The sequence below is a fragment of the Azospirillum rugosum genome (assembly GCF_017876155.1).
Lineage (GTDB): Bacteria > Pseudomonadota > Alphaproteobacteria > Azospirillales > Azospirillaceae > Azospirillum > Azospirillum rugosum.
Genome location: NZ_JAGINP010000018.1, coordinates 141989 through 162980, shown reverse-complemented (window position 1 = coordinate 162980; position 20992 = coordinate 141989). Strand labels below are relative to the sequence as shown.

Below are 20992 nucleotides of genomic sequence, written 5' to 3'. Positions count from 1 at the left end.
CAGGGTGGGTCACTTCCGGTCTGTCCTACGCGTTGGGTAGGGTTGGCGGAGTTCCCGTGACGGAAAATGCAACATGCTCCTTGTCGCCAAATAGGGCAATGCCATATCATGCTGAGTGACTTAATCGGATTTGACCCGCCCAAGAGCGAGAAGAACGAGCGGGAGCGCGGCTTCGGTTTTCTGTACGCCGCCCGTGTTTTTCTCGGCCCCACGATCGAGCGGGAGGATGCCCGGCGGAATTATGGGGAGGAGCGGATCATCGCCCTTGGGCGCACCGACGGGTTGGTGTTCGCCGTCGTCTACACATGGCGGACCAGTGATGACGGCGAACCGATGCGTTGGATCATTTCCGCCCGGCGGGCGGATCGGCAGGAGCGAAGAGTCTATGAAGCCTTTTTCCCTGGATGACGCGGCGAAGGCCCGAGCGACCGACATGGCGAAGGTTCGTGCCACGACCGATGAAGAGATTGCGCGCCAGATCGCCGAGGATCCCGACACCGCACCAAGTCTTGGTGGCGTCGATGTGGAACATTTCACCGTGCGCCGCCCTTATCCGGATGTGCGCTTCCTGCGCAAACAGCTAGGCTTAACCCAAGAGGAGTTCGCGCGCGACTTTGGCGTCAATGTCTGGACGTTGCGCGATTGGGAGAACCATCGTCGCGAACCGGAAGGTCCGGCGCAGACGCTGTTGAAGGTTATTGCGCAGAGCCCAGATACAGTGCGGCGAGCGGTGGCGACGGATACTGGAGTGTAGGAGTGTAGGTTGGGTGGAGCGCAAGCGAAACCCAACAGCCTTCCCATGGCAGCGTGTGTTGGGTTGCGCTGGCGCTTCACCCAACCTACGAACTGTGGGATGCTATTAGAAGTAAATGTAATTTTTCGCGAACAGTATGAAATCTTTCCCCTTCCGTTCTAACTTGTAGTCCCAATTCTCGGCTGCCTTCTGAATGTACTTTTCTGCAGATCCTGGGAGTAACTTTAACTCTCTATCAACGTCAGTATATCGGATTGCTCTACAGTTATCGTCTTCTGTCCTTGCGCCCATCCAAGATTGGATCAAAAGGATACAATCATTTTGATCGGAAATTGGCGCAAAGGCCGGTTCAGATATCGCATTCATTGCCTGCAAAGTTTGGGTCTTTAAAAGGCCGATTCGCGCAATAGCTTTCCGAATGCGATTGCAAGCGGGCCCCAAAGAAGCAACCATGTTGCCATCTTGTCGATCAGGATCGTAGGTTGCAGGTGTGAGGCCTAAGAGATCGGTTGGAAAATGAAGGTCTTCAACACCTCTCGGGACGACCATAAAGCAGCGGTCACTCCCCAATCTTCCAATAAACAAACCTAATTCAAAAACTACGTTATCTCGGACGGCATTGAGCGAACAGTCTCTAAAGTTTACGATATCGTCCGGCGAAAATATGAATAAACCGAAGTCACTGTCGTCCAGTACGTCTATCAAAGACGCCATTGCTGTTCTCGATGGAGTGAATACTCCCTGGGACCAAACTGTGGCTTCGACGTCGTGCTCCAGTGCTTCCTGAGCAGCATAAGCAATATCAAGGTTCTCAACCGAAGATGCGATGAATATCTTTGGTTTCACAGCGAACTCCTCGGAAATATGTGCTAAGCATTGAGATGGCGCGCATCTAATGTTTATTCTCGCGTTCTGGGCGATTTGCTAATTCGTAGGGACTTCCCGCTCCACATTGCTCTCCGCAACAAACCTCTCGAACGCGTCCACATCCAACGGCCGGCTGATCAGGAACCCCTGGATTCTCGTGCACCTCTGCCGGCGCAGCATTTCCGCCTGCTCCTCGGTTTCCACGCCTTCGGCGATGGTGTCGAAGCCCAGGCTGTCGGCGAGGTTTACGATGGTGCCGACGATGGCCGGGTCGGTCGCCGACTGGACGATGTCGCGGACGAAGCTGCGGTCGATCTTCAGGGTGTTGATGGGGAAGCGCTTCAGGTAGGCCAGCGAGGAATAGCCGGTGCCGAAGTCGTCGATGGACAGGCGGACGCCGATGTCCTTCAGGCCGTGCAGGATCGTCACCGCCTTTTCGATGTCGCCGATCATGGCGCCTTCGGTCAGTTCCAGTTCCAGCCGTTCGGGCGGGACGCCGGTGGATTCGACCACGTCGCGGACGAAGTTCACGAGGCGGGCGTCCTGGAACTGGCGGGGGGAGAGGTTGACGGAGACCGAGGCGATCTCCAGGCCCGACGCGATCCAGCCGGACAGGCGGCGGCAGGCGTCCCTTAGGGTCCAGGCGCCGATTTCCCAGATCAGGCCGGTTTCCTCGGCCAGCGGGATGAACTCGGCCGGGCTGACCAGGCCGCGGACCGGGTGGCGCCAGCGGATCAGGGCCTCGGCGCCGATGACCCTTCGGCTGCCGTGCTCCATCTCCACCTTGGGCTGGAAATGCAGCTCGAACTCGTCGCCGGTCACGGCGGCGCGGCGCAGGTCGCTTTCCAGACCCAGGGTGAAGCCGGTCCGCTCGCGCATGCCGTCCTCGTAGAAGACGAACTTGCACTCCGGGTTGCGCTTCGCGTGGTACATGGCGAGGTCGGCGTTGCGCAGGAGCTGGTCGGCCGTCTCCCCGTCGTCGGGGTAGAAGGCCACGCCGATGGAGGCGCCGCAGAAAAGCTCCTGGTTGTGGACGGCGAAGGGCTCGCCCATCGAATAGAGGATCTTCTCCACCAGCCGGGCGCCCGAGGCGCGGTCGGCGGCGTCCGGGGCCACGATCAGGAACTCGTCGCCGCCCAGCCGGCCCACCGTGTCCGACACCCGCGTGCAGTTGCGCAGGCGCTTGGCCACCAGCTTCAGCAGGTCGTCGCCGGCGTGGTGGCCCAGCGTGTCGTTCACCTGCTTGAAGCGGTTCAGGTCCAGGAAGGCCACCGCCACCTTGGTGCGCATGCGCTGCGCCCGGGTGATCGCCTCCTCCAGCCGTTCGCAGACCAGCCAGCGGTTGGGCAGGTCGGTCAGCCGGTCGAAGCTGGCCTGGTAGCGGATCTGGTGCTCCTGGTACTTGCGCTGGCTGATGTCGGCGAGCGTCAGCACATAGTGCTCCAGCGCCCCGCCCGGCGCGCGCACCGCGGTGACCGACAGGGAGGCGGCGAAGGCGTCGCCGGAATGGCGGAAGCTGGTCACCTCGCCCTGCCAGCGCCCGTCGCGGCGTGCCGTGCGCCAGATGTCCTCGATGAAGCTGCGCTCGTGCGAGCCCGGCGCGAAGAGCACCAGGGGGCGGTTCAGCAGCTCCTCCCGCTGGAAGCTGGTCATCACCTCGTAGGCCGGGTTGACCGCCTGCACCGTCATGTCGGGATCGACGATCAGGATGCCGTCCGCCACGCTTTCGAACACGGTGGCGAGCAGGCGGATCTTCTCCTCGTGCTGCTTGCGCTCGGTGATGTCCTGGACGGTGCCTTCGTAGTAGCGGATGCGGTTGGCGGCGTCGCGCACGCAGCGCGCGTTCTCGGCGATCCAGATGATCGAGCCGTCGCGGCGGAAGACGCGCGCCTCGAAGTTGGTGACCACGTCGCGCTCCGCCATCAGGTGGGCGAAGGCCTCGCGCTTGCCGGGATCGACGTAGAGTTGCCCGGCAATGTCCGTCAGGTTGTCGGTCAGGTCCTCCGGCGAGTGATAGCCGTATATCCGCGCCAGCGCGGGGTTCACCCGCAGGTAACGGCCGTCCACCGTGGTCTGATAAATGCCCTCGACCGCGTTCTCGAAAATACTTCTGTACTGCTCTTCCGTCTCTTGGCTCATGGATCGGGCCTCATCTGACGCAAGAGCGGCACCCTCGGGGAAAAGCATTATTCGAACTCGAACGAAGGATTTCGACTTGTGCCTCTTTGTGCGCCGCGAAAAAGTAGAAGGCGGATCGCGGCGCGCGTCAAGGCAGATCGTTTTATATTTTTCACAATTGCAATGAAAGGCCCATCGTGGCCGGTGCGGCATCGTTCCGCAGAGGGAACGAGTGGGCAAAAAGAAAGGGCCGGATCGCTCCGGCCCTGTCTCTTGGGGATCTGCGGGTACCCGGCCTCAGTGGCCGTGGGTGCCCGTCCTGGCGCCTTCCTTCAGGACGTACCGGCGCGAGCAGTAGGGGCACTCGGCGCGGCCCTCGGCGCTCAGCGTCAGGTAGACCAGCGGATGGCCCAGCGCACCGCCGCCGCCGTCGCAGCCAACGGTCAGGGTTTCCACTTCAATCGTTTCGATCGGTTGCATGGCAGACATCCTCCACTTTGACACACTCGCGCGATAACGCCATCGTTAAGATGCCCACCGAATGAGGCACGCGCGCGGGCGGGCCGGATCATACCGAACGCGCCGCACGGATCAAGTGATTGGACTCGGGTCCTTAAAGCTGGGAAGCTTCGGGGACTCTGGGCTAGACCGGAAAGGCCACGTTTCGACCCACATGGTTGCGCACGCCCCCCTCAATCCCGTCAACCTGCCGGCCCACGCCGTCGAGGTCCGCGGCCTCACCAAGACCTACCGTCCCGCCGGAAAAGCCGGCCCGAAGCTCGCGCTGAAGGGAATCGACTTGGCGATCCCGCGCGGATCGCTGTTCGGCCTGCTGGGCCCGAACGGCGCCGGGAAGTCCACCCTAATCAATATTCTGGCGGGCCTCGTCAACAAGACGGAGGGCGCCGTCTCCATCTGGGGGACGGACATCGACGCCCATCCCAGGCAAGCTCGTGCTTCGATCGGCGTGGTTCCCCAGGAACTGAACATGGACCCCTTCTTCACCCCGCGCGAGATGCTGGAGTTGCAGGCCGGCCTGTACGGCGTGCCGAAGGCGGAGCGCCGGACGGAGGAGTTGCTGGACGCCGTGGGCCTGAAGGACAAGGCCGACGCCTACGCGCGGTCGCTGTCCGGCGGCATGAAGCGCCGGCTGATGGTCGCCAAGGCCATGGTGCACAGCCCGCCCGTGCTGGTGCTGGACGAGCCCACCGCCGGCGTGGACGTGGAGCTGCGCATCCAGCTGTGGGAACACGTTCGCAAGATGAACCGCGAGGGCACCACGGTGCTGCTGACCACGCACTACCTCCAGGAGGCGGAGGAGCTGTGCGACACCATCGCGATCATCAACCACGGCGCGGTCGTCGCCTGCGAGCCGACGGCCAAGCTGCTGCGCCGCGTCGACGCCAAGGCGCTGACAATCACCGTGGACCGCGACCTGGACGCCGTGCCGGCCGCGCTGTCGGGCTTCACCGCCGAACTGGCGGGCCCGCGCCACATCGTAGTCCGCTACCAGCCGAGCCGGCAGCGGGTGGACGGCGTGCTGGCCGCGCTGGCCGCCACGGGGCTCGGCGTCATCGATCTCAGCACCGAGGAATCGGACCTGGAGGACATCTTCCTGCAGCTGACCGGCGGTGCGCACGCGCGCGGGGAGGGTGTGCATAATGCGGCTTAGGGGGCGGCTTGGCGGGCGCTTTGGGGGGAGTTTCGGGGGACGGTTCAGGGCGGGGTTATTGGTGATGGGGATGGGGCTGGTGCTGTCGGCCTGCACCGCCACCTTCCAGCCCATGGGCAACGCCATCACGCAGCCGCGCCTGACCGACCAGGCCTTCGTCGCGGCGGACGGGTTCGAGCTGCCGATGCGCGCCTGGCTGCCGGCCGACGGCCAGGTCAAGGCGGTGGTGCTGGCGCTCCACGGCTACAACGACTATTCCAACGCCTTCGAGGGCGCCGGGCGCAGCCTCGCCACCCATGGCGTCGCCACCTACGCCTATGACCAGCGCGGATTCGGCGCCACGCAGAACCGCGGCATCTGGCCCGGGACGGAAACGCTGGTCGCCGACGTGCGGGCGGCGGCCGAGCAGGTGCGCGCCCGCCACCCCGGCGCGCCGCTCTACCTGATGGGCGAGAGCATGGGCGGGGCCGTGGTGCTGACCGCCATGACCTCCCCGAACCCGCCGCGCGCCGACGGCACGATCCTGGTCGCCCCGGCCGTGTGGGGGCGCGAGACCATGGGCTTCGTCCCGCGCGCGCTGTTGTGGGTCAGCTACAACCTGATGCCGGGGATCGTGGTGCACCCGCCGAAGGACCTGAAGATCCAGGCCTCCGACAACATCGAGATGCTGCGCGCGCTGGGCCGCGACCCGCTGGTCATCAAGGGCTCCCGCGTCGACGCGCTGGAGGGGCTGACCGACCTGATGGGCGCAGCCCTGGCCGCCTGCGGCCGGATGGAGGTGCCGTCGCTGGTGCTCTACGGCGCGCACGAGGAGGTGCTGCCCAAGACGCCGGTGAACCGCGCCATCCGCGACTTCGAAGCGCACGCAGGCAACGTGGTCGCCGTCTATCCCGACGGCTGGCACATGCTGCTGCGCGACCTGAAGGGGCAGGTGGTGCTGGACGACATCGCCACCTGGATCCAGGACCCCAAGAGCCCGCTGGCCAGCGGCGCCGACCGCGGCCCGCGCGACCTGGTGGCGGCGAAGTAGGGGTGGCGGCGAAGTAGGGGGCCTCGGAAGGGAGGCGAAAAAAGTCGAAAGGAGTGTTTGCACTCCGTGAACGACTTCGCTATGGTGCGCCTCCACCACGCTGGACCCGTAGCTCAGCTGGATAGAGCGCTGCCCTCCGAAGGCAGAGGTCGTACGTTCGAATCGTATCGGGTCCGCCAAGTTTCGCAAGGGCTTAGCCGAGGCATCGGCTAGGCCCTTTTGCTTTTCCCCCCGTCTTCATCCCCGCAGTCCCGCCAAGCGGCGCCGCGACGGCCCGGATATCCCGTACGCAATTTCGTATACATCCAGTGATTGTTTTCTGGAGCATGGGGAATGCCTGAAAAGGTTGTTTCCGCCCCAACGGCCATTATCCGTGGGCACCATTGAGAAAGCAGGACCTCGATCGGATTTTGCAACCATTGGTCAAAGTCGATAGCTGATGGAGCCAAAGAAATGGCTATTCTCAATGGCGGAGCCGACGCGCTGAACGGCGGGGCGGGGGGAGTTGCTGCGGTGACGCGCGTCAGCACGGCGGCGGACGGCACGCAGGCCGACGATGGCAGCACCGGCGTGATTTCGGCGGACGGCCGCTACGTCGCCTTTTCCAGCGGCGCGAGCAATCTGGTGGCTGGCGACAGCAACGACCTGCCGGACCTGTTCTTGAGAGATTTGCAGACCGGCACCGTCACGCGGATCGAGATGCCGGCCTTCGACGACACCCAGTCGAGGCTGCTGGGGGTGGTCGGCTTCTCGGCCGACGGGAGCAAGCTGCTCTACACCAGCGTCGACCCGGTCTCGGACGCCTACAGCAGCCCGCGCACGCTCATCCACATCCGCGACGTCGCGACCGGCGCCGAAACGACCCTGAACGGCGGCACCAACAGCATCGCCAACCTCGCCCTCTCGGCCGACGGCAAGACCCTGTCCTACGTCAGCACCGGCCTTGGCATCCATCAGGCCCAGTCGACGTCGGTCGTGCTGCGCGACCTTGAGACGGGATCGTTCAACGCCTACGGCAACTCCGATTCTCCGGCCCCCTTCACGGCCACGGATCCGGTGCTGTCGTCCGACGGGAAGTTCCTCGTCTACACCAACAACGGGGCGCTGCGCCTTCTCAACCGGGAGACCAACCAGGTCGACCGGCTCGACCGGCTGCCGGACGGCTCGCTTCCCGACGGGGGCATGTCGACGGCCCAGGCCCTGTCGGCCGACGGCCGCTATCTCCTCTTCACCAGCGACGTGGCCGGCCTCGACGCGAACAATGGCGGATCGGCGGGCGTGTATGTCCGCGACCTGACGACCGGCACCACGCGCCTGGTCAGCACGGCGGTTGACGGCACTCCGGCCGACGGCACGAGCCGCGGCGTCACCTTCGGCCCGGACGGGAAGTCGGTCCTGTTCACCAGCTACGCCGGCAACCTCGTCGAGGGCGACACCAACGGTACGAAGGACGTGTTCCTGAAGGACCTCGACACCGGGGCCGTGCGGCGCGTCAGCCTCGCGGCCGACGGCAGCCAGTTGAACGCCGACGTCACCGGCGAAAGCCTGAGCGCCGACGGCACGCGGCTGCTCTTCGCCACGATGGCCGACAACGTGGTCGACGGCGACACCAACGGCTTGACCGACCTGTTCGTCGCGACGCTGAACCGGTCGTCGGACGGCAATGCCGGCACGCCGCCGGACACCACGCCCCCGGCACCCACGCCCCCGACCGACACGACCACGCCGCCGCCGGTGGACACGCGCCCTTCGACCGACATGCAGCGCGTTGTGGACGGGGTGACCGAAACCGTGAAGGCCTACGCCTACGAGGGGCCGGTCCCGACCCTGAAATGGGCCTTCATGGGGGACGGCCGCAACGAGGTCGTCAAAGGCTCGGCCGACAACGACTTCATCAACCTGCTGGGCGGCACCGACGCCGCGGACGGCGGGGCGGGCGACGACGTGCTCGACGGCGGGTCGGGGTCGAACTGGCTGGTCGGCGGCGCCGGCAACGACACCTTCTTCATCGATGGCCGCAACCCGCAAGCGACCTGGTCCACCATCATGGACCTGGAGAAGGGGGAGTGGGCGACCCTGTGGGGCTACAAGCCCGGCACGTCCAATCTGACCTGGGAGGAGATGGGCGGCGCCGATGGGAACAAGGGCGCCACGGCGCATGTGGACATCAACGGCGACGGCACCATCGACGCCAGCGTGACCTTCGCCGGCAAGGCGGTCGGGGCCATCACGGCCACGACCGGCAGCCAGGGCGACCAGAGCTACATCGCCTTCATCAACCTCTGACGCGGCAACCTCCGACGCGGCGCGTTGCGGTGCCGCCGCTTACCCCAGCGTGAAGGCGAGGTAGCGGTCGGCGCCGCTCTGGCCCGGCGTGGCGAGGACGCTGCCGGCCGTCTTGCCGGTGAAGGTGATGCTGAGGTCGATGGCGCCGTTGCCGTCGGTGTCGATGTGAGCGGTGGTGCCCTTGTAGCCCTCGGCCCCCTGCATGTCGGCCCAGGTGACGGTGGAGGTGCCCGGCGTCCAGCCCCAGGCGGTGACCCACTCCCCCTGGCCGAAGTCGGTGACGGTGGACCAGGTGGTGCCGGCGACGCGGCCATCGACGAAGAAGGTGTCGGTGCCGCCGCCGCCGGTCAGGAAGTTGGAGCCGTTGCCGCCGTCCAGCACATCGTTCCCGCCCTTGCCCTCCGCCGCGTCGTCGCCGGCCTGCAGGTTCAGGAAATCGGCCTCGTCGCTGCCGACGGCGGCCTCGCCGCCGGACTGGCCGACATACTGGTTCCTCAGCCAGGGGAGGGGCCCGGCGTAGCGGTCCATCTGGACCTCGCGGTCGCCGCTGCCGTCCTTCACCAGAAGGCGGCGGGCCGGGTCGGTGGGCGCGACGGTGAACAGCTGGGCGCGCACGGCGGAGCCGGAGGTGTCGGCGCCGGATCCGCTGCCGTCGGCCCAGGCGGCGACAACCGTCCCGTCGGGCAGCACGGCGAGGCTGGGGCTCGCCTGCGCGGTTGCGGTGGTCGTGTTGACGAGGAATTCGAGACCAACCTTCTTGCCCGCCGCCGAAAAGGTCTGGGCGCGGACCGCGCTGCCGCTGCCATCCGCGCCGGTCTGGCTGACGTCGGTCCAGGCGACGATGAAGCCTCCGCTGGGCAACGCCGCCACCGTGGGACGCGACTGCGCCCCGGCCGTGGTGCTGTTGACGAGGATGTCGGACCCGACCAGATTGCCCGCCGCGTCGAACAACTGGCCGTGGATGTCGGTGTCGCCCGCCGCCGATCCGACCTTGCCCGCGGTGGTCCAGACGGTGAGGAACCCACCGCCGGCAAGAGGCGTGACGTCCGACCAGCCGGACGTTCTGTTCGTCAGCAGGAGGTTGGCTTTGTCGTCCAGGGTGACCAGCTTGGCTATGGTGACGTCCGGACTCACCTGGACGCCGCCCGCATCAATCAACAGGCCAAAGCCCGCTCCGACCTTGGCGCCGGTGGCGTCGAACGCCTGGCCGACGATCCCGCCGGCACCCAGCGTGATGGAACTCCACGTCACGGCGAAGCCGCCGCCGGGGAGCGCCATGACGTCGGGCGCCGAGGCGTAGGGGCCTTCCGAGTTGTAGTTGAGAAATCTGGCTTTGCCGTCGCCGAGGATTATGGTTGTGAGGGGCCCGTTCCCCCCGATGAAGAACTCCGCGCCGAGCTTGGTTCCGTCGGCGGCGAACCGCTGGCCGTAGACCGCGGCGTTGACGATCCAGGTGACGACGAAGCCACCGCCGGCAAGGCCGGCGACCACTGGGGACTCCTGGCTGCCGGCCGTGGTCGTGTTGACGAGGAACTCCGCGCCGGTCTTGGCGCCGCGGGCGTCGTAGAGTTGCCCGCGCACCGCCGTGCCGCTGCTGTCGTCGGCGCTTCGGCTGCCGTCCACCCAGGTGACGACGAAGCCGCCGCCGGCCAGCGGGGCGACGGCGGGGGCGGACTGGTCGCCGCTGGTCGTGGCGTTCACCAGGAATTCCGTGCCGATGGGGCTGGCGGGCATCGCGGCGTCTCCTATGCTCGGGCGCGCCGCGCAAGGCGTTTGGCGGCACCCTCCTGTTGCACAGTGGTGGTGCACAAATCGTAAATCATTCAACCGGCGGTCCTTGGGCGCCCACCCCGTTCGGGCTTCGCAAAAAAGTGACGGGGCGATGACGATTTCGCTTGAGCGGGGGCGGCAGGGCGGCTATATCAGCGCTCCCGCGTCACCCCAAGAGACGCGGGGATGAAGTAAAAGACACGCGCTTGTGGCGGAACTGGTAGACGCGCTAGGTTCAGGTCCTAGTGGCTGAAAGGCCGTGGGGGTTCGACTCCCTCCAAGCGCACCATCTTCTCTGGTGAATACTGGAAAGATGGTCTGGAAGAGCATCGTGGGGCCATAGCTCAGCTGGGAGAGCGCTACAATGGCATTGTAGAGGTCAGGAGTTCGATCCTCCTTGGCTCCACCATCTTCCTCCCCCGGTTCAGGGGCTTCACCAAAGCGAGACGATCCAAGGCCCGGACGGCGACAGCCCCCGGGCCTTCGCTTTTTGGGCCATCGGGGCGGGTGTTCAGGGCGGGTCGAGACGGTGCAACGCCTCGTCCAGGCCGAGCACGCGTTCGACCGAGGCCGCCCACTGGGCCACGTTGGCGAGGTTGTCCACCGGCCAGGACAGCGCCGCCACCGTTTGCTGGAAGGCCTGGGCGGTCTGCATCAGCACCCCCAGCGTGATCCGCCCGGCGATGTAGCCGGGGGCGGCGACCAGGATGGGGAAGGCCGTGGACAGCACGGAATAGGCCGCGCCGAAGCTCATGACACCGGTCAGCGCGTTGGTCTGCCGGTTCCAGCCGCGGCGCACGCTGGTGAACAGCGCGGCGAGGCGGTCGCGCTCCGCCGGCTCGCCGTGCAGCGCGGCGATGGCCGGCGCGTTCTCCCGCACCTGGGCGAGGCCGAAGCGGAAGCCGGCCTCCCAGCCCTGGCGGCGCTCCACCGCGCGCACCAGCGGCCGGCCCAGCAGCATGGCCGTGCCGGCGCCCGCCGCGGCGAAGAGCAGGGCCATGACGAGCAGATAGCCGGGGATCACCAGCGTGACGCCGGCGACCTCCAGCTCCGCCGGGCCGGACAGCGCCCACAGGATGTTGGTGAAGCCGGCCAGCAGAAGCGCGCAGTAGGTGAGGGAGTGGCCGAGGTCGATGGCCAGCTCCGTGGCGATGCGGATGTCCTCCGCGATGCGGCCGTCGGGGTTGTCGAGGCCGTCGGCGAGCGCGGCCAGTCGCGCCTCCCGCCCGTCGGACAGCCAGCGGTCCAGCAGCCTCCGCGTCAGCCACGCCCGCCAGCCGAGTTGGAGCCGACGCTTTACCCGCAGGTGCGCCACCGTCACGCCGACGCTGAAGACGATGATGCCGCCGGCCGCCAGGATCATCGCCAGCAGCCGGTCCGGCGCGCGCTGCTCCAGCGCGTCGAACAGGCGCTGGCTCCACAGGTTGATCATCACCGGCACGAAGACCTGGGCCACGGTGAGGAGGAAGAGCGCGCCGGTCAGCAACCACGCCGGCCAGCCGCCCCGGCCGCGCCAATAGCCGCCGGCCAGGCCGAGGAAGCGCCGGCCGAGCCCGATCGCGGTCCTGAGGGAAACCTTCGCTGCCATGGCGCCGCGGTCTCCAGCGCCGTCCGCAAGGACGGCCGAATCTCCAGCGCCGTCCACGAGGACGGCCGAATCCGATGGTCAGTGTAGCCGGTGCGGCGAGGGTTTGCCTTGATCCAGGTTGGGATCCAGGTTGGGCTATCCGGTGGAGCCACGCCAACCCTGCGTTGAGGGTGCCGGCGGATGGTCGCGCCCCGGATGGGGCCAGGGTGCCGCGGTGCGGAAAGTGTTGGGAACCCGCCGGGAAAAACGGGGGAGCGCCCCCGGATCGGGCTTGTGCTGAGGCGATTGCGCCGCGATGATCCGCCCCCGCCCTGTGTCCGGCCCGGAGTGTCCGGGACGAACGCCGGCGGCCTGATGTTGACGAGTTGTGCGTGACGAGTTCGTGTTGATCCGGGCGGCCTGAAATCCACCATGCGCAGAGTGATCATAAAACCCCGGGCGGACTGGCGGCCGGGGCTCCGCAAATACCCGTACGGCGTCCGGGCGATGAACGCCGGGGCCTTCTGGCGCGAGGACGTCCGCTATGAGTTCACCGCCGCCCAGATCGACCTGATCGAGAGCGTCGCGGACGAGCTGCACACCATGGCGCGCGAGGCCGTGCGCGCCGTGGTGGAAGGGCGGCTGCTCGCCCAGCTCGGCATGCGCGGCGAGGTCGCTCGGCTGGTCGAGGCCTCCTGGAACGACTATTGGGCGAGCGGGCGTCTGAACGAGCGCGCCGGCCCGCTGGTCGGGCGGCTGACGCTGGCCTATGACGGGCGCGATTCGGTGCGGCTGCTGGCCTGCAACTACGACACGCCGGAAGGGCTGTTCGCCGCCTCCATCATCCAGCGCAACTGGCGCGAGGCGCTGGCCGCCGACGCCAACCAGTTCAATGGCCTGCACGAGGGGCTGGTCGAGCGGTGGGAGGAGCTGTCGGCCGGGCTGCCGGCCCGCGGCCGCGTCCACCTGACCTGCGCCACCCCCGACCCGGTGCGCGAGAGCGAGCTGGTCTATCTGGCCGCCACGGCGGCCGAGGCCGGCATCGGCACGCACCTGCTGCCCTTGCAGAGCATCGGCTGGGACGGCCGCCGCTTCGTCGACGACGAGGGGCAGCCGATGTCCTGGCTGGCCAAGATCTATCCCTGGCACGGGCTGGCCGACGACACCTTCCTGCACAGGCTGCGGTCCGGCGGGATGAGCGCCCTGTCGCCGCTGTGGTGCTGGCTGATGTCGAACCACGGGCTGCTGGCGCATCTGTGGCGGCTCTACCCCCGCCACCCGAACCTGTGCCGCGCCGGCTTCGACGCCGCCGATCTGGGGGGCGGCGACGCGGTCACCGAACGCAGCCTGTTCGGGCTGGACGACGCGGCCCAGCGCATGATCGTGCACGGGCGCGTGGTGTCGGACACGGGAAGCGACGCTTTCCCCGGCGGCCGGGTCTTCCTGGAAACGCCCTTCATCTTCGAGGAGGAAGGGGTGCACGCCGTGCTGCACGCCTGGATCGTCGGCGACAAGTGCCTGGGCATGTCGGTGCGCGAGTCGGCCGATCCGCGCGTCGGGTCGGACGCGGCGATGGTGCCGCATTTGTTTCGGGGGTAGGGGGCGCCCCCTCAAGCATTTGCCCCCTCAAGCTTTCGCCCCCTCAAGCTTTTGCCCCCTCCCTAACCCTCCCCCGCTTCGCGGTGGAGGGGATCTCTCCCTCTCCCGCGAAGCGGGGGAGGGAAGGGGCCCACGCGCAGCGTGGGAAGGGAGGGGGCAAGCGGTGCGGAGAGGTTAACGCCCACGCCCCGGCGCGAACGGGTTCTGCAGCGGCGAGCCGAAGGCTTCCTTGCGGGCTTCGCGCCAGGCGATGTCGTTGCCGACCCCGGTGTTGGTGCTGGACACCGACACGACCTGGCTCTGGTGCCGCAGCCAGCCGCGCAGCTTCTCCTCGAAGCGGCTTGCCTCCTGCGGGTCGGCGACATCCAGTTCCATGGTGACGTTCAATTCGGTTTTCATGGTCGTTCCTCCCTTGGGACCTCGACGGTCATGAAACAGCCGGGAGGGGCGCTGGTGCCAAAAAAGAAAAGGGCGGGGGAACCCCCCGCCCTTGATGATTCGGCCGTTCGGAAGCGGTCTGCCGCGCTCACTTCCCTTCGGGCTTGGCCGGCTTCGGCGTCTTGGCGATGCTGGCGATCTGCTTCTGCAGCTCGTCGATCTGCTTCTGCAGTTCGTCGAAGGTGTGGCCGCCGGCGCTGGTCGCGGGGGCGGGAACCGGGGCCGTGGTGGCGGGCTTCGGCGGCTGGGGCGACTCCTGCCCCTCCTCGTTGCCACCGAAAGGCGAGAACATGCGCATCGCCCGCTCGAACATCGCGAAGTTCTGCTTGCTCACCTCGTCCAGGCGGCCGAACGGGAACATGCCGCCCAAGGTGTTCTGGAAGTAGTCGCGCATCTGTTCCTGGTTCCGTGCGAAAGACTGCATCGAATATTCCAGGTAGCGCGGCACCATCCACTGCATGTTGTCGCCGTAGAAGCCGATCAACTGGCGCAGGAAGCTGATGGGCAGCAGGTTCTGGCCCTTGCTCTCCTCCTCCACGATGATCTGCGTCAGGACGGAGCGGGTAATATCCTCCCCCGTCTTGGCGTCATAGACCACAAAGTCAAGCCCGTCCTTGACCATTTGGCAGAGATGGTCCAGCGTGACGTAGCTGCTGGTCGCGGTGTTGTAGAGCCGCCGGTTGGCGTACTTCTTGATCGTGATCGGAGCGGACTTCTGGTCTTCCTTGTCGGCCATCGCGGTTTCTTTCAAGAAGGGGCACTCGGCAGGGCTGTTCAAGATATAAGCACTACTCGAAGCCATGCACGCTGTCCAGTGCTGTGCCGCAGCGCTGCGAGGGGCGGCCGTGCGGCGGCGCGGAAAGGCCCGGCTTTGCGGAAATCGCGACATTTTCGTACGGATCGACGCGCCTCTGGCAAAGAAGGCTAGGGGCGACCTATACTGCCGTCCATGGCCGAATCGTCCGACTCCGACATCCCGTCCCTGGAAACGCTCGCGCAACGGTACCTCGACCTGTGGCAGGAACAATGGGCGGCCTGTGCCGCGGATCCCGAGGTGGCGGACACCATGGCGCGCGCCGTCCAGATGATGGCGCAAGGCGCCGGGGCCATGGCGCCCTTCCTGTTCGGCCCCGCCGGATTCACCTTCGCCACTCCGCCGGGCCGCGGCTGGAACCCGACGCCGGCACCCTCTGCGGATGGAGCATCACGTGAGCGCGGCGGGGACCGGGACGCCGGACGCGCGCCCCAGGCTGCGGACGGGGCCGCGACCGCTGGCGCTGCATCTGGCGACGGTGGCGTCGTCGTTGCTCAGCTCCTCGGCCGCATTGCCGCACTTGAGGAACGGATCGCTGCCATGGAAGCCGCATCTGCGCGACCGGGCGGAGGATCTGCGCCGCCAGATCGCCCGGACCGACGCCGACGCCCTCGCCGGAGCGGTTGACCGCGCGGTCCGCCGCCAGCTCGACCTCGCGCTCACGGGGATCGAGCGCTACCGCCACCATCCCTACCGCCGCGACCTGCCCGACCCGCCGGTGATCTGGACGGAGGGTGCGTCGCGCCTGCTCGATTATGGGGCGTTGGGAAGCGGCTCCGGCACGCCGGTGCTGTTCGTGCCGTCGCTGGTCAACCGTCATTACATATTGGATCTGTCGGAGCGCAAAAGCCTGATGCGCTGGCTGGCCGGGCAGGGCCTGCGGCCCTTCCTGATCGACTGGGGCACCCCCGGCCCGCTGGAGCGGCGCTTCACGCTGACCGACTACATCGCCGGGCGGCTGGAGCGCGCGTTGGCCGCGGCGGTGGAGGCGACCGGGCGGCCGGTGCCGGTGGTCGGCTATTGCATGGGCGGGCTGCTCGCCGCGGCGCTGGCGCAACGCCGGCCGAAGGAGGTGGCGGGGCTGGTGCTGATGGCCACGCCCTGGGACTTCCACGCGGAGGACGCAAGCTTGGCCCGCCGGGCCGCCGCCTTCTTCCAGCCCTTCGGGCCGATGATCGAGGCCTGGGGCGACCTGCCGGTGGACGCGCTGCAGGCGCTGTTCGCCCAGCTCGACCCGCTGCTGGCGCTGAAGAAATTCTCGCAGTTCGCACGCATGGACCCGGACAGCCGCGCCGCGCTGGCCTTCGTCGCGCTGGAGGATTGGCTGAACGACGGGGTGCCGCTGGTCGCCGCCGTGGCCCGCGACACGCTGGCCGGCTGGTACGGGCGCAACGACACCGCGGGCGGGAACTGGCTGGTCGCCGGGGAGCCGGTGGAGCCCGCGCGCATCAAAGTTCCCACGCTGGCGCTGATTCCCGAACGCGACCGGATCGTTCCGCCCCAATCCGCGGCGGCGCTCGCAAGAACAATAGCTAGGGCTCAAATGATTAGCCCACCGCTCGGCCATATTGGCATGGTGGTCAGCGCCGGCGCGGAAACAGGCGTATGGCGTCCCCTGGCCGATTGGCTTACTGCGGCAGGATAACCGCAGCCAGAGAGGTGTCTTGCGTTGCGCAAAAGACCCGCATAAAGTTTTTTCGCACTCCCAGCGTCACTCAATACGAAAATAAAACTGTCAAATTCGAGGAGCGTCAACATGACCGAGGTCGTCATCGCCGGTGCAGCGCGTACCCCCATCGGCAGCTTCAACGGGGCGCTCAGCTCCGTGCCCGCCCATTATCTGGGAGAGGTCGCCATCCGTGAAGCGCTGAGCCGCGCCAAGACCGAGGCCGCCGAGGTGACGGAAGTGATCCTGGGCCAGATCCTGACCGCCGGTCAGGGCCAGAACCCGGCCCGTCAGGCCGCCGTCAACGCCGGCATCCCGGCCGAGGCGACCGCCTTCGGCATCAACCAGCTCTGCGGCTCGGGCCTGCGCTCGGTCGCGCTCGGCTACCAGGCCATCCTGAACGGCGACGCCGACGTCATCGTCGCCGGCGGCCAGGAGAGCATGAGCCAGGCCCCGCACGTCATGCACCTGCGCAACGGCGTGAAGATGGGCTCGGCCGAGATGCTCGACACCATGCTGAAGGACGGCCTGTGGGACGCCTTCCACGGCTACCACATGGGCAACACGGCGGAGAACGTCGCCCAGAAGTGGCAGCTGACCCGCGATGAGCAGGACGCTTTCGCCGCCGCGTCGCAGCAGAAGGCCGAGGCCGCGCAGAAGGCCGGCCGTTTCAAGGACGAGATCATCCCGGTCACCATCAAGGGCCGCAAGGGTGACGTCATCGTCGGCGACGACGAGTATCCGAAGCACGGCACCACCATCGAGACGCTGGCCAAGCTGCGCGCCGCCTTCGCCAAGGACGGCACGGTGACCGCCGGCAACGCGTCGGGCATCAACGACGGCGCCGCCGCGCTGGTGCTGATGAGCGCCGACAACGCCGCCAAGCGCGGCGTCGCCCCGCTGGCCCGCATCGTGTCCTGGGCGACCGCCGGCGTCGACCCGGCGATCATGGGCACCGGCCCGATCCCGGCCTCCCGCCTCGCGCTGAAGAAGGCCGGCTGGACCGTCGACGACCTCGACCTGATCGAGGCGAACGAGGCCTTCGCCGCCCAGGCGCTGGCCGTCAACAAGGACCTGGGCTGGGACACGTCCAAGGTGAACGTCAACGGCGGCGCCATCGCGCTCGGCCACCCGGTCGGCGCGTCGGGCGCCCGCGTCCTGACCACCCTGCTGTTCGAGATGCAGAAGCGCGACGCCAAGCGCGGCCTCGCCACCTTGTGCATCGGCGGCGGCATGGGCATCGCCCTCTGCGTCGAGCGGGGCTGATGAGTAAGACGGGCCGTTCCCCTCGGGGTGCGGCCCGTTTCGTATGAGCGTGCATACAGAAACTTAAAACGAATCCACGTCAACGCTTTGGGGGAGGAGCCAATGGCTCGAGTTGCAGTCGTCACGGGTGGAACGCGTGGTATCGGTGAGGCCATCTCCGTCGCGCTGAAGAACGCCGGTTACACGGTCGCCGCCAACTACGCCGGGAACGACGAAAAGGCGAAGGAGTTCTCCGCCCGCACCGGGATCGCCGTCTACAAGTTCGACGTGTCGGACTTCGACGCGGTGAAGGAGGGCATCGCCAAGATCACGGCCGAGCTGGGCCCGGTCGACGTGGTGGTCAACAACGCGGGCATCACCCGCGACGGCGTGCTGCAGCGCATGACGCCGCAGCAGTGGAACGACGTCATCGCGACCAACCTGACCTCCTGCTTCAACCTGTGCCGCAACGTCATCGACGGCATGCGCGAGCGCGGCTTCGGCCGCATCGTCAACATCGGCTCGGTGAACGGCCAGGCCGGCCAGTACGGGCAGGTGAACTACGCCGCCGCCAAGTCGGGCATCCACGGCTTCACCAAGGCGCTGGCCCAGGAAGGCGCGGCCAAGGGCATCACCGTGAACGCGATCGCGCCGGGCTACATCGACACCGACATGGTCCGCGCCGTGCCGCCGAACGTGCTGGAGAAGATTGTCGCCCGCATCCCGGTCGGCCGCCTCGGCAAGGCCGAGGAGATCGCCCGCGGCGTGCTGTTCCTGGTCGGCGACGACGCCGGTTTCATCACCGGCTCGACGCTGTCCATCAACGGTGGCCAGCACATGTACTGATGTGATCGTTTCCCCCCGGCTTTGGGCTGGGGGATTTCTGCCGAGCGACACTCGCCTTTGCCCCTCTCCCACGCCCGTGGGGGAGGGGTTTTTCTTTGGGGGTGGGACGGGGCTTCGTAGGTTGGGTGGAGGCGCAGCCGGAACCCAACGTCGTCGCGATGCGGAGTGTGTTGGGTTGCGCTTCGCTCCACCCAACCTACGATCTACGGCCGTGCAGAAAAACGAAAACCCCCGCTCGCGAGGGGCGGGGGTTTTCTGCGGATTGTCTCAAGACGTCCGCAATGGTTGAGCCGTCTCAACGGCAATGTTCAGAACTGTGTGGCCGAACGGGTCGGCTTCCTCAAGTAAGCGCAGGTGGACTCATGATCAGTTCACCCTCCTGGCTACGGAACATTTGCAGAGCTGAGAAGCTGGCCTTTGAGCCAACTTTCCGCGGGGTCATCCGCGTCTTCACCTCAACCAGTGTTGCTCTGAGGAATAGCCTGCTCCTCCTCGCGGGGGTTGTCAATACCCGTTCTGTTGTCGTGTTTCCGCTTGATGACGGTTCCGTGACATCACTTGAACTGGAAGCCGACCGGCCGCTTGTCGTCCAGCGACACCACGGCGCAGCCGCCCAGCACCGGGCCGACGGGAAGCTCGCCATAGGCGGTGACGGCACCCTCGCGCTTCAGTCGGCCGACGAAGCCGTCGCCCTCGGCGCGGACGACCCAGGCGAAGGGGATCCAGGTCTGGCGCAGCGGCTCGCCACCCGCGCGGATCACCGCGGCGAAGGCCTCGCCGGTGGGCGTGGAGGGCGGGAAGACGGCGAGCACCGTGCCGCCGGCCTCCTCCTCCAACGCGGCTTGCTTCAGGGAGACGCCCATCACCGCCGTCCAGGCGGCCAGCACCAGCGCGCCGAGCGCCAGCGCGAAGCCGTGGCCGAAGCTGGGAGAGGAGGGGGCGGCGGGCGTCATGGGCGGTGGCTCTCCGGGATCAGGCCTTGGCCTGCTGCGCGGTCAGGGACGACGGGGCGGGCTTCTCGGCGATCGGCCAGTTGACCGCGGCGGACGCCAGCGCCAGCACCACGCTGGCCCACCAGACCACGTCGTAGGACCCCGTGCGCTCGAACAGCACGCCGCCCAACCACACGCCGAGGAAGCCGCCGATCTGGTGGCTGAGGAAAGCGAATCCGTAGAGCATGCCGAGGTAGCGCGTGCCGAACATCAGCGCGACGAGGCCGGAGGTCGGCGGCACCGTGGACAGCCACAGCAGGCCCATCGCCGCGGAATAGACGACCACCGTCGCCGGCGTGACCGGCATCAGGATGAAGATCGCCGTGCAAATGCCGCGCAGCGCGTAGTTGGCGCAGAGCAGGTACCGCTTGCTCATCCGCCCGCCCAGCACGCCGGACGCGTAGGAGCCGATGACGTTGAACAGCCCGATCAGGCCCATGGCCCAGGACGCCAGACTGGGGCTGATGCCGGCGCCCATGAGGTAGGGCGGGAGGTGCGTGGTGATGAAGGCCAGCTGGAAGCCGCAGACGAAGAAGCCGGTGACCAGCAGCACGTAGCTGCGGTGCCGGAACGCCTGCCGGATCATCGCGGCGAATCCGATGTCGGCCCCAGTGACCACCGGCGCGTTCCGCCCCCCGCCGGCCCCGGCGAAAGAGGCGGCGAAGACCGGGATCAGCATCATGGTCGCGCCGAACAGCACCAGCGCCGTCTGCCAGCCGTAGGCGGCGATGAAGGCCTGTCCCATCGGCGCGAACAGCGTCTGGCCCAGCGATCCGGCCGCGGTGGCGATGCCCATCGACCAGGACCGCTTCTCCGGCGGGACGATGCGGCTGAAGCCGGCGATGACGATGCCGAAGGACGCCCCGGCCAGCCCGATGCCGATCAGCAGGCCGGCGCTGAGGTGCAGCAGCAATTGGCTGTCGGCCACCGACATCAGGGCGAGGCCGGCCGCGTAGAAGACACCGCTGATCCCCAGCACCAGCGCCGGTCCGTAGCGGTCGGCCAGCGCGCCGGCAATCGGCGTGCCGATGCCCCACAGGAGATTTTGCAGCGCGATGGACAGCGCGAAGACGTCGCGGCCCCAGCCGTTCGCCTCCGACAGGGGCTTGATGAACAGGCCCATGCTGGAGCGCGGGCCGAAGGCCAGCATGGCGATCAGGCACCCGCAGGCGATGACGAATCCCGGCGTCTGCCAGGACCGCTGTGTGGCGGCCGGTGTGGCGACCGGGCCCGGCTGGTTGCTGCTGCTCACGGAGTCTCTCCCTCTGCCCGTGCCGGCTCTTGTCCAGGTTGGAGAGCCTGACGATTGGTCACGACACCATAGGGCG

At 67.2% G+C, this 20992-nt stretch carries 18 protein-coding genes and 3 tRNA genes; 12 read left to right on the top strand and 9 right to left on the bottom strand.

All coding sequences use genetic code 11. The annotated features are described in order from the left end of the window. Positions 1-108: 108 nt before the first annotated feature. Positions 109-408: a BrnT family toxin gene (locus tag J2851_RS23385; RefSeq protein ID WP_209769234.1), complete on the top strand. Its 300-nt coding sequence runs from the start codon at positions 109-111 to the stop codon at positions 406-408. Then, on the top strand, positions 386-754 hold the full coding sequence (locus J2851_RS23380) for a helix-turn-helix domain-containing protein (protein WP_209769233.1): 369 nt from the start codon (positions 386-388) through the stop codon (positions 752-754). Before J2851_RS23385 ends, J2851_RS23380 begins: the two co-directional genes overlap by 23 nt. Positions 755-859: 105 nt before the next feature. Here J2851_RS23380 and J2851_RS23375 read toward each other — a convergent pair whose 3' ends face one another. The 3 genes from J2851_RS23375 to J2851_RS23365 all read right to left on the bottom strand — a co-directional run bounded on the left by J2851_RS23375 (position 860) and on the right by J2851_RS23365 (position 4219). Continuing rightward, positions 860-1600 (bottom strand): TIR domain-containing protein, encoded by a 741-nt coding sequence (locus J2851_RS23375; RefSeq protein WP_209769232.1) that lies wholly within the window; start codon positions 1598-1600, stop codon positions 860-862. A gap of 78 nt (positions 1601-1678) precedes the next feature. After that, complete coding sequence (locus tag J2851_RS23370; protein WP_209769231.1) at positions 1679-3760, bottom strand: sensor domain-containing protein; 2082 nt, start codon at positions 3758-3760, stop codon at positions 1679-1681. A 276-nt stretch (positions 3761-4036) separates the two neighbouring features. Continuing rightward, positions 4037-4219, bottom strand: coding sequence for a zinc-finger domain-containing protein (locus tag J2851_RS23365; RefSeq protein WP_209769230.1), 183 nt, complete (start codon positions 4217-4219; stop codon positions 4037-4039). 193 nt (positions 4220-4412) lie between these two features. Here J2851_RS23365 and J2851_RS23360 point away from each other — a divergent pair, with 193 nt between their 5' ends. The 4 genes from J2851_RS23360 (at position 4413) to J2851_RS23345 (ending at position 8727) form a co-directional block, all read left to right on the top strand. Continuing rightward, the gene (locus J2851_RS23360; protein ID WP_209769228.1) at positions 4413-5411 is read left to right on the top strand and encodes an ABC transporter ATP-binding protein; all 999 of its coding nucleotides are present in this window, start codon (positions 4413-4415) and stop codon (positions 5409-5411) included. A gap of 64 nt (positions 5412-5475) precedes the next feature. Continuing rightward, complete coding sequence (locus tag J2851_RS23355; protein ID WP_246500872.1) at positions 5476-6441, top strand: alpha/beta hydrolase; 966 nt, start codon at positions 5476-5478, stop codon at positions 6439-6441. Between the two features lie 102 nt (positions 6442-6543). Further along, positions 6544-6620 (top strand) — tRNA-Arg (locus J2851_RS23350). A 274-nt stretch (positions 6621-6894) separates the two neighbouring features. Continuing rightward, positions 6895-8727, top strand: coding sequence for a TolB-like translocation protein (locus J2851_RS23345; RefSeq protein ID WP_209769226.1), 1833 nt, complete (start codon positions 6895-6897; stop codon positions 8725-8727). Positions 8728-8766: 39 nt separating this feature from the next. Here J2851_RS23345 and J2851_RS23340 read toward each other — a convergent pair whose 3' ends face one another. After that, positions 8767-10461, bottom strand: coding sequence for a calcium-binding protein (locus J2851_RS23340; protein WP_209769224.1), 1695 nt, complete (start codon positions 10459-10461; stop codon positions 8767-8769). 238 nt (positions 10462-10699) lie between these two features. Here J2851_RS23340 and J2851_RS23335 point away from each other — a divergent pair. Together J2851_RS23335 and J2851_RS23330 are read left to right on the top strand one after the other, a co-directional pair. Then, positions 10700-10786: transfer RNA gene (locus tag J2851_RS23335), tRNA-Leu, on the top strand. Positions 10787-10830: 44 nt separating this feature from the next. Continuing rightward, a tRNA-Ala gene (locus J2851_RS23330) sits at positions 10831-10906 on the top strand. 102 nt (positions 10907-11008) lie between these two features. Here the strand turns inward: J2851_RS23330 and J2851_RS23325 are convergent. Further along, complete coding sequence (locus J2851_RS23325) at positions 11009-12085, bottom strand: SbmA/BacA-like family transporter (RefSeq protein ID WP_209769222.1); 1077 nt, start codon at positions 12083-12085, stop codon at positions 11009-11011. 411 nt (positions 12086-12496) lie between these two features. On the opposite strand from J2851_RS23325, the gene J2851_RS23320 reads away from it, so the two are divergent. Next, on the top strand, positions 12497-13663 hold the full coding sequence (locus tag J2851_RS23320) for a glutathionylspermidine synthase family protein (protein ID WP_209769221.1): 1167 nt from the start codon (positions 12497-12499) through the stop codon (positions 13661-13663). Positions 13664-13837: 174 nt separating this feature from the next. On the opposite strand, the gene J2851_RS23315 is transcribed toward J2851_RS23320, so the two are convergent. Together J2851_RS23315 and phaR are read right to left on the bottom strand one after the other, a co-directional pair. Beyond that, positions 13838-14062 (bottom strand): hypothetical protein, encoded by a 225-nt coding sequence (locus J2851_RS23315; protein WP_209769220.1) that lies wholly within the window; start codon positions 14060-14062, stop codon positions 13838-13840. Between the two features lie 127 nt (positions 14063-14189). Continuing rightward, complete coding sequence (gene phaR / locus J2851_RS23310) at positions 14190-14837, bottom strand: polyhydroxyalkanoate synthesis repressor PhaR (protein ID WP_209769219.1); 648 nt, start codon at positions 14835-14837, stop codon at positions 14190-14192. Between the two features lie 472 nt (positions 14838-15309). Here phaR and J2851_RS23305 point away from each other — a divergent pair, with 472 nt between their 5' ends. From J2851_RS23305 to phbB, 3 genes are all read left to right on the top strand, one after another. After that, positions 15310-16560, top strand: a complete 1251-nt coding sequence (locus J2851_RS23305) for an alpha/beta fold hydrolase (RefSeq protein WP_307420140.1) — start codon at positions 15310-15312, stop codon at positions 16558-16560. Between the two features lie 111 nt (positions 16561-16671). Further along, on the top strand, positions 16672-17847 hold the full coding sequence (locus J2851_RS23300) for an acetyl-CoA C-acetyltransferase (protein ID WP_209769217.1): 1176 nt from the start codon (positions 16672-16674) through the stop codon (positions 17845-17847). 102 nt (positions 17848-17949) lie between these two features. Beyond that, a complete protein-coding gene (gene phbB / locus J2851_RS23295; protein ID WP_209769216.1) occupies positions 17950-18672 on the top strand; it encodes an acetoacetyl-CoA reductase in 723 nt (240 codons plus the stop codon). A 554-nt stretch (positions 18673-19226) separates the two neighbouring features. On the opposite strand, the gene J2851_RS23290 is transcribed toward phbB, so the two are convergent. Beyond that, entirely contained in the window at positions 19227-19625 is a 399-nt protein-coding gene (locus J2851_RS23290; protein WP_209769214.1) for a hypothetical protein, read from the bottom strand. Positions 19626-19644: 19 nt separating this feature from the next. Beyond that, positions 19645-20916, bottom strand: coding sequence for an MFS transporter (locus J2851_RS23285; RefSeq protein ID WP_307420143.1), 1272 nt, complete (start codon positions 20914-20916; stop codon positions 19645-19647). Positions 20917-20992: the final 76 nt, after the last annotated feature.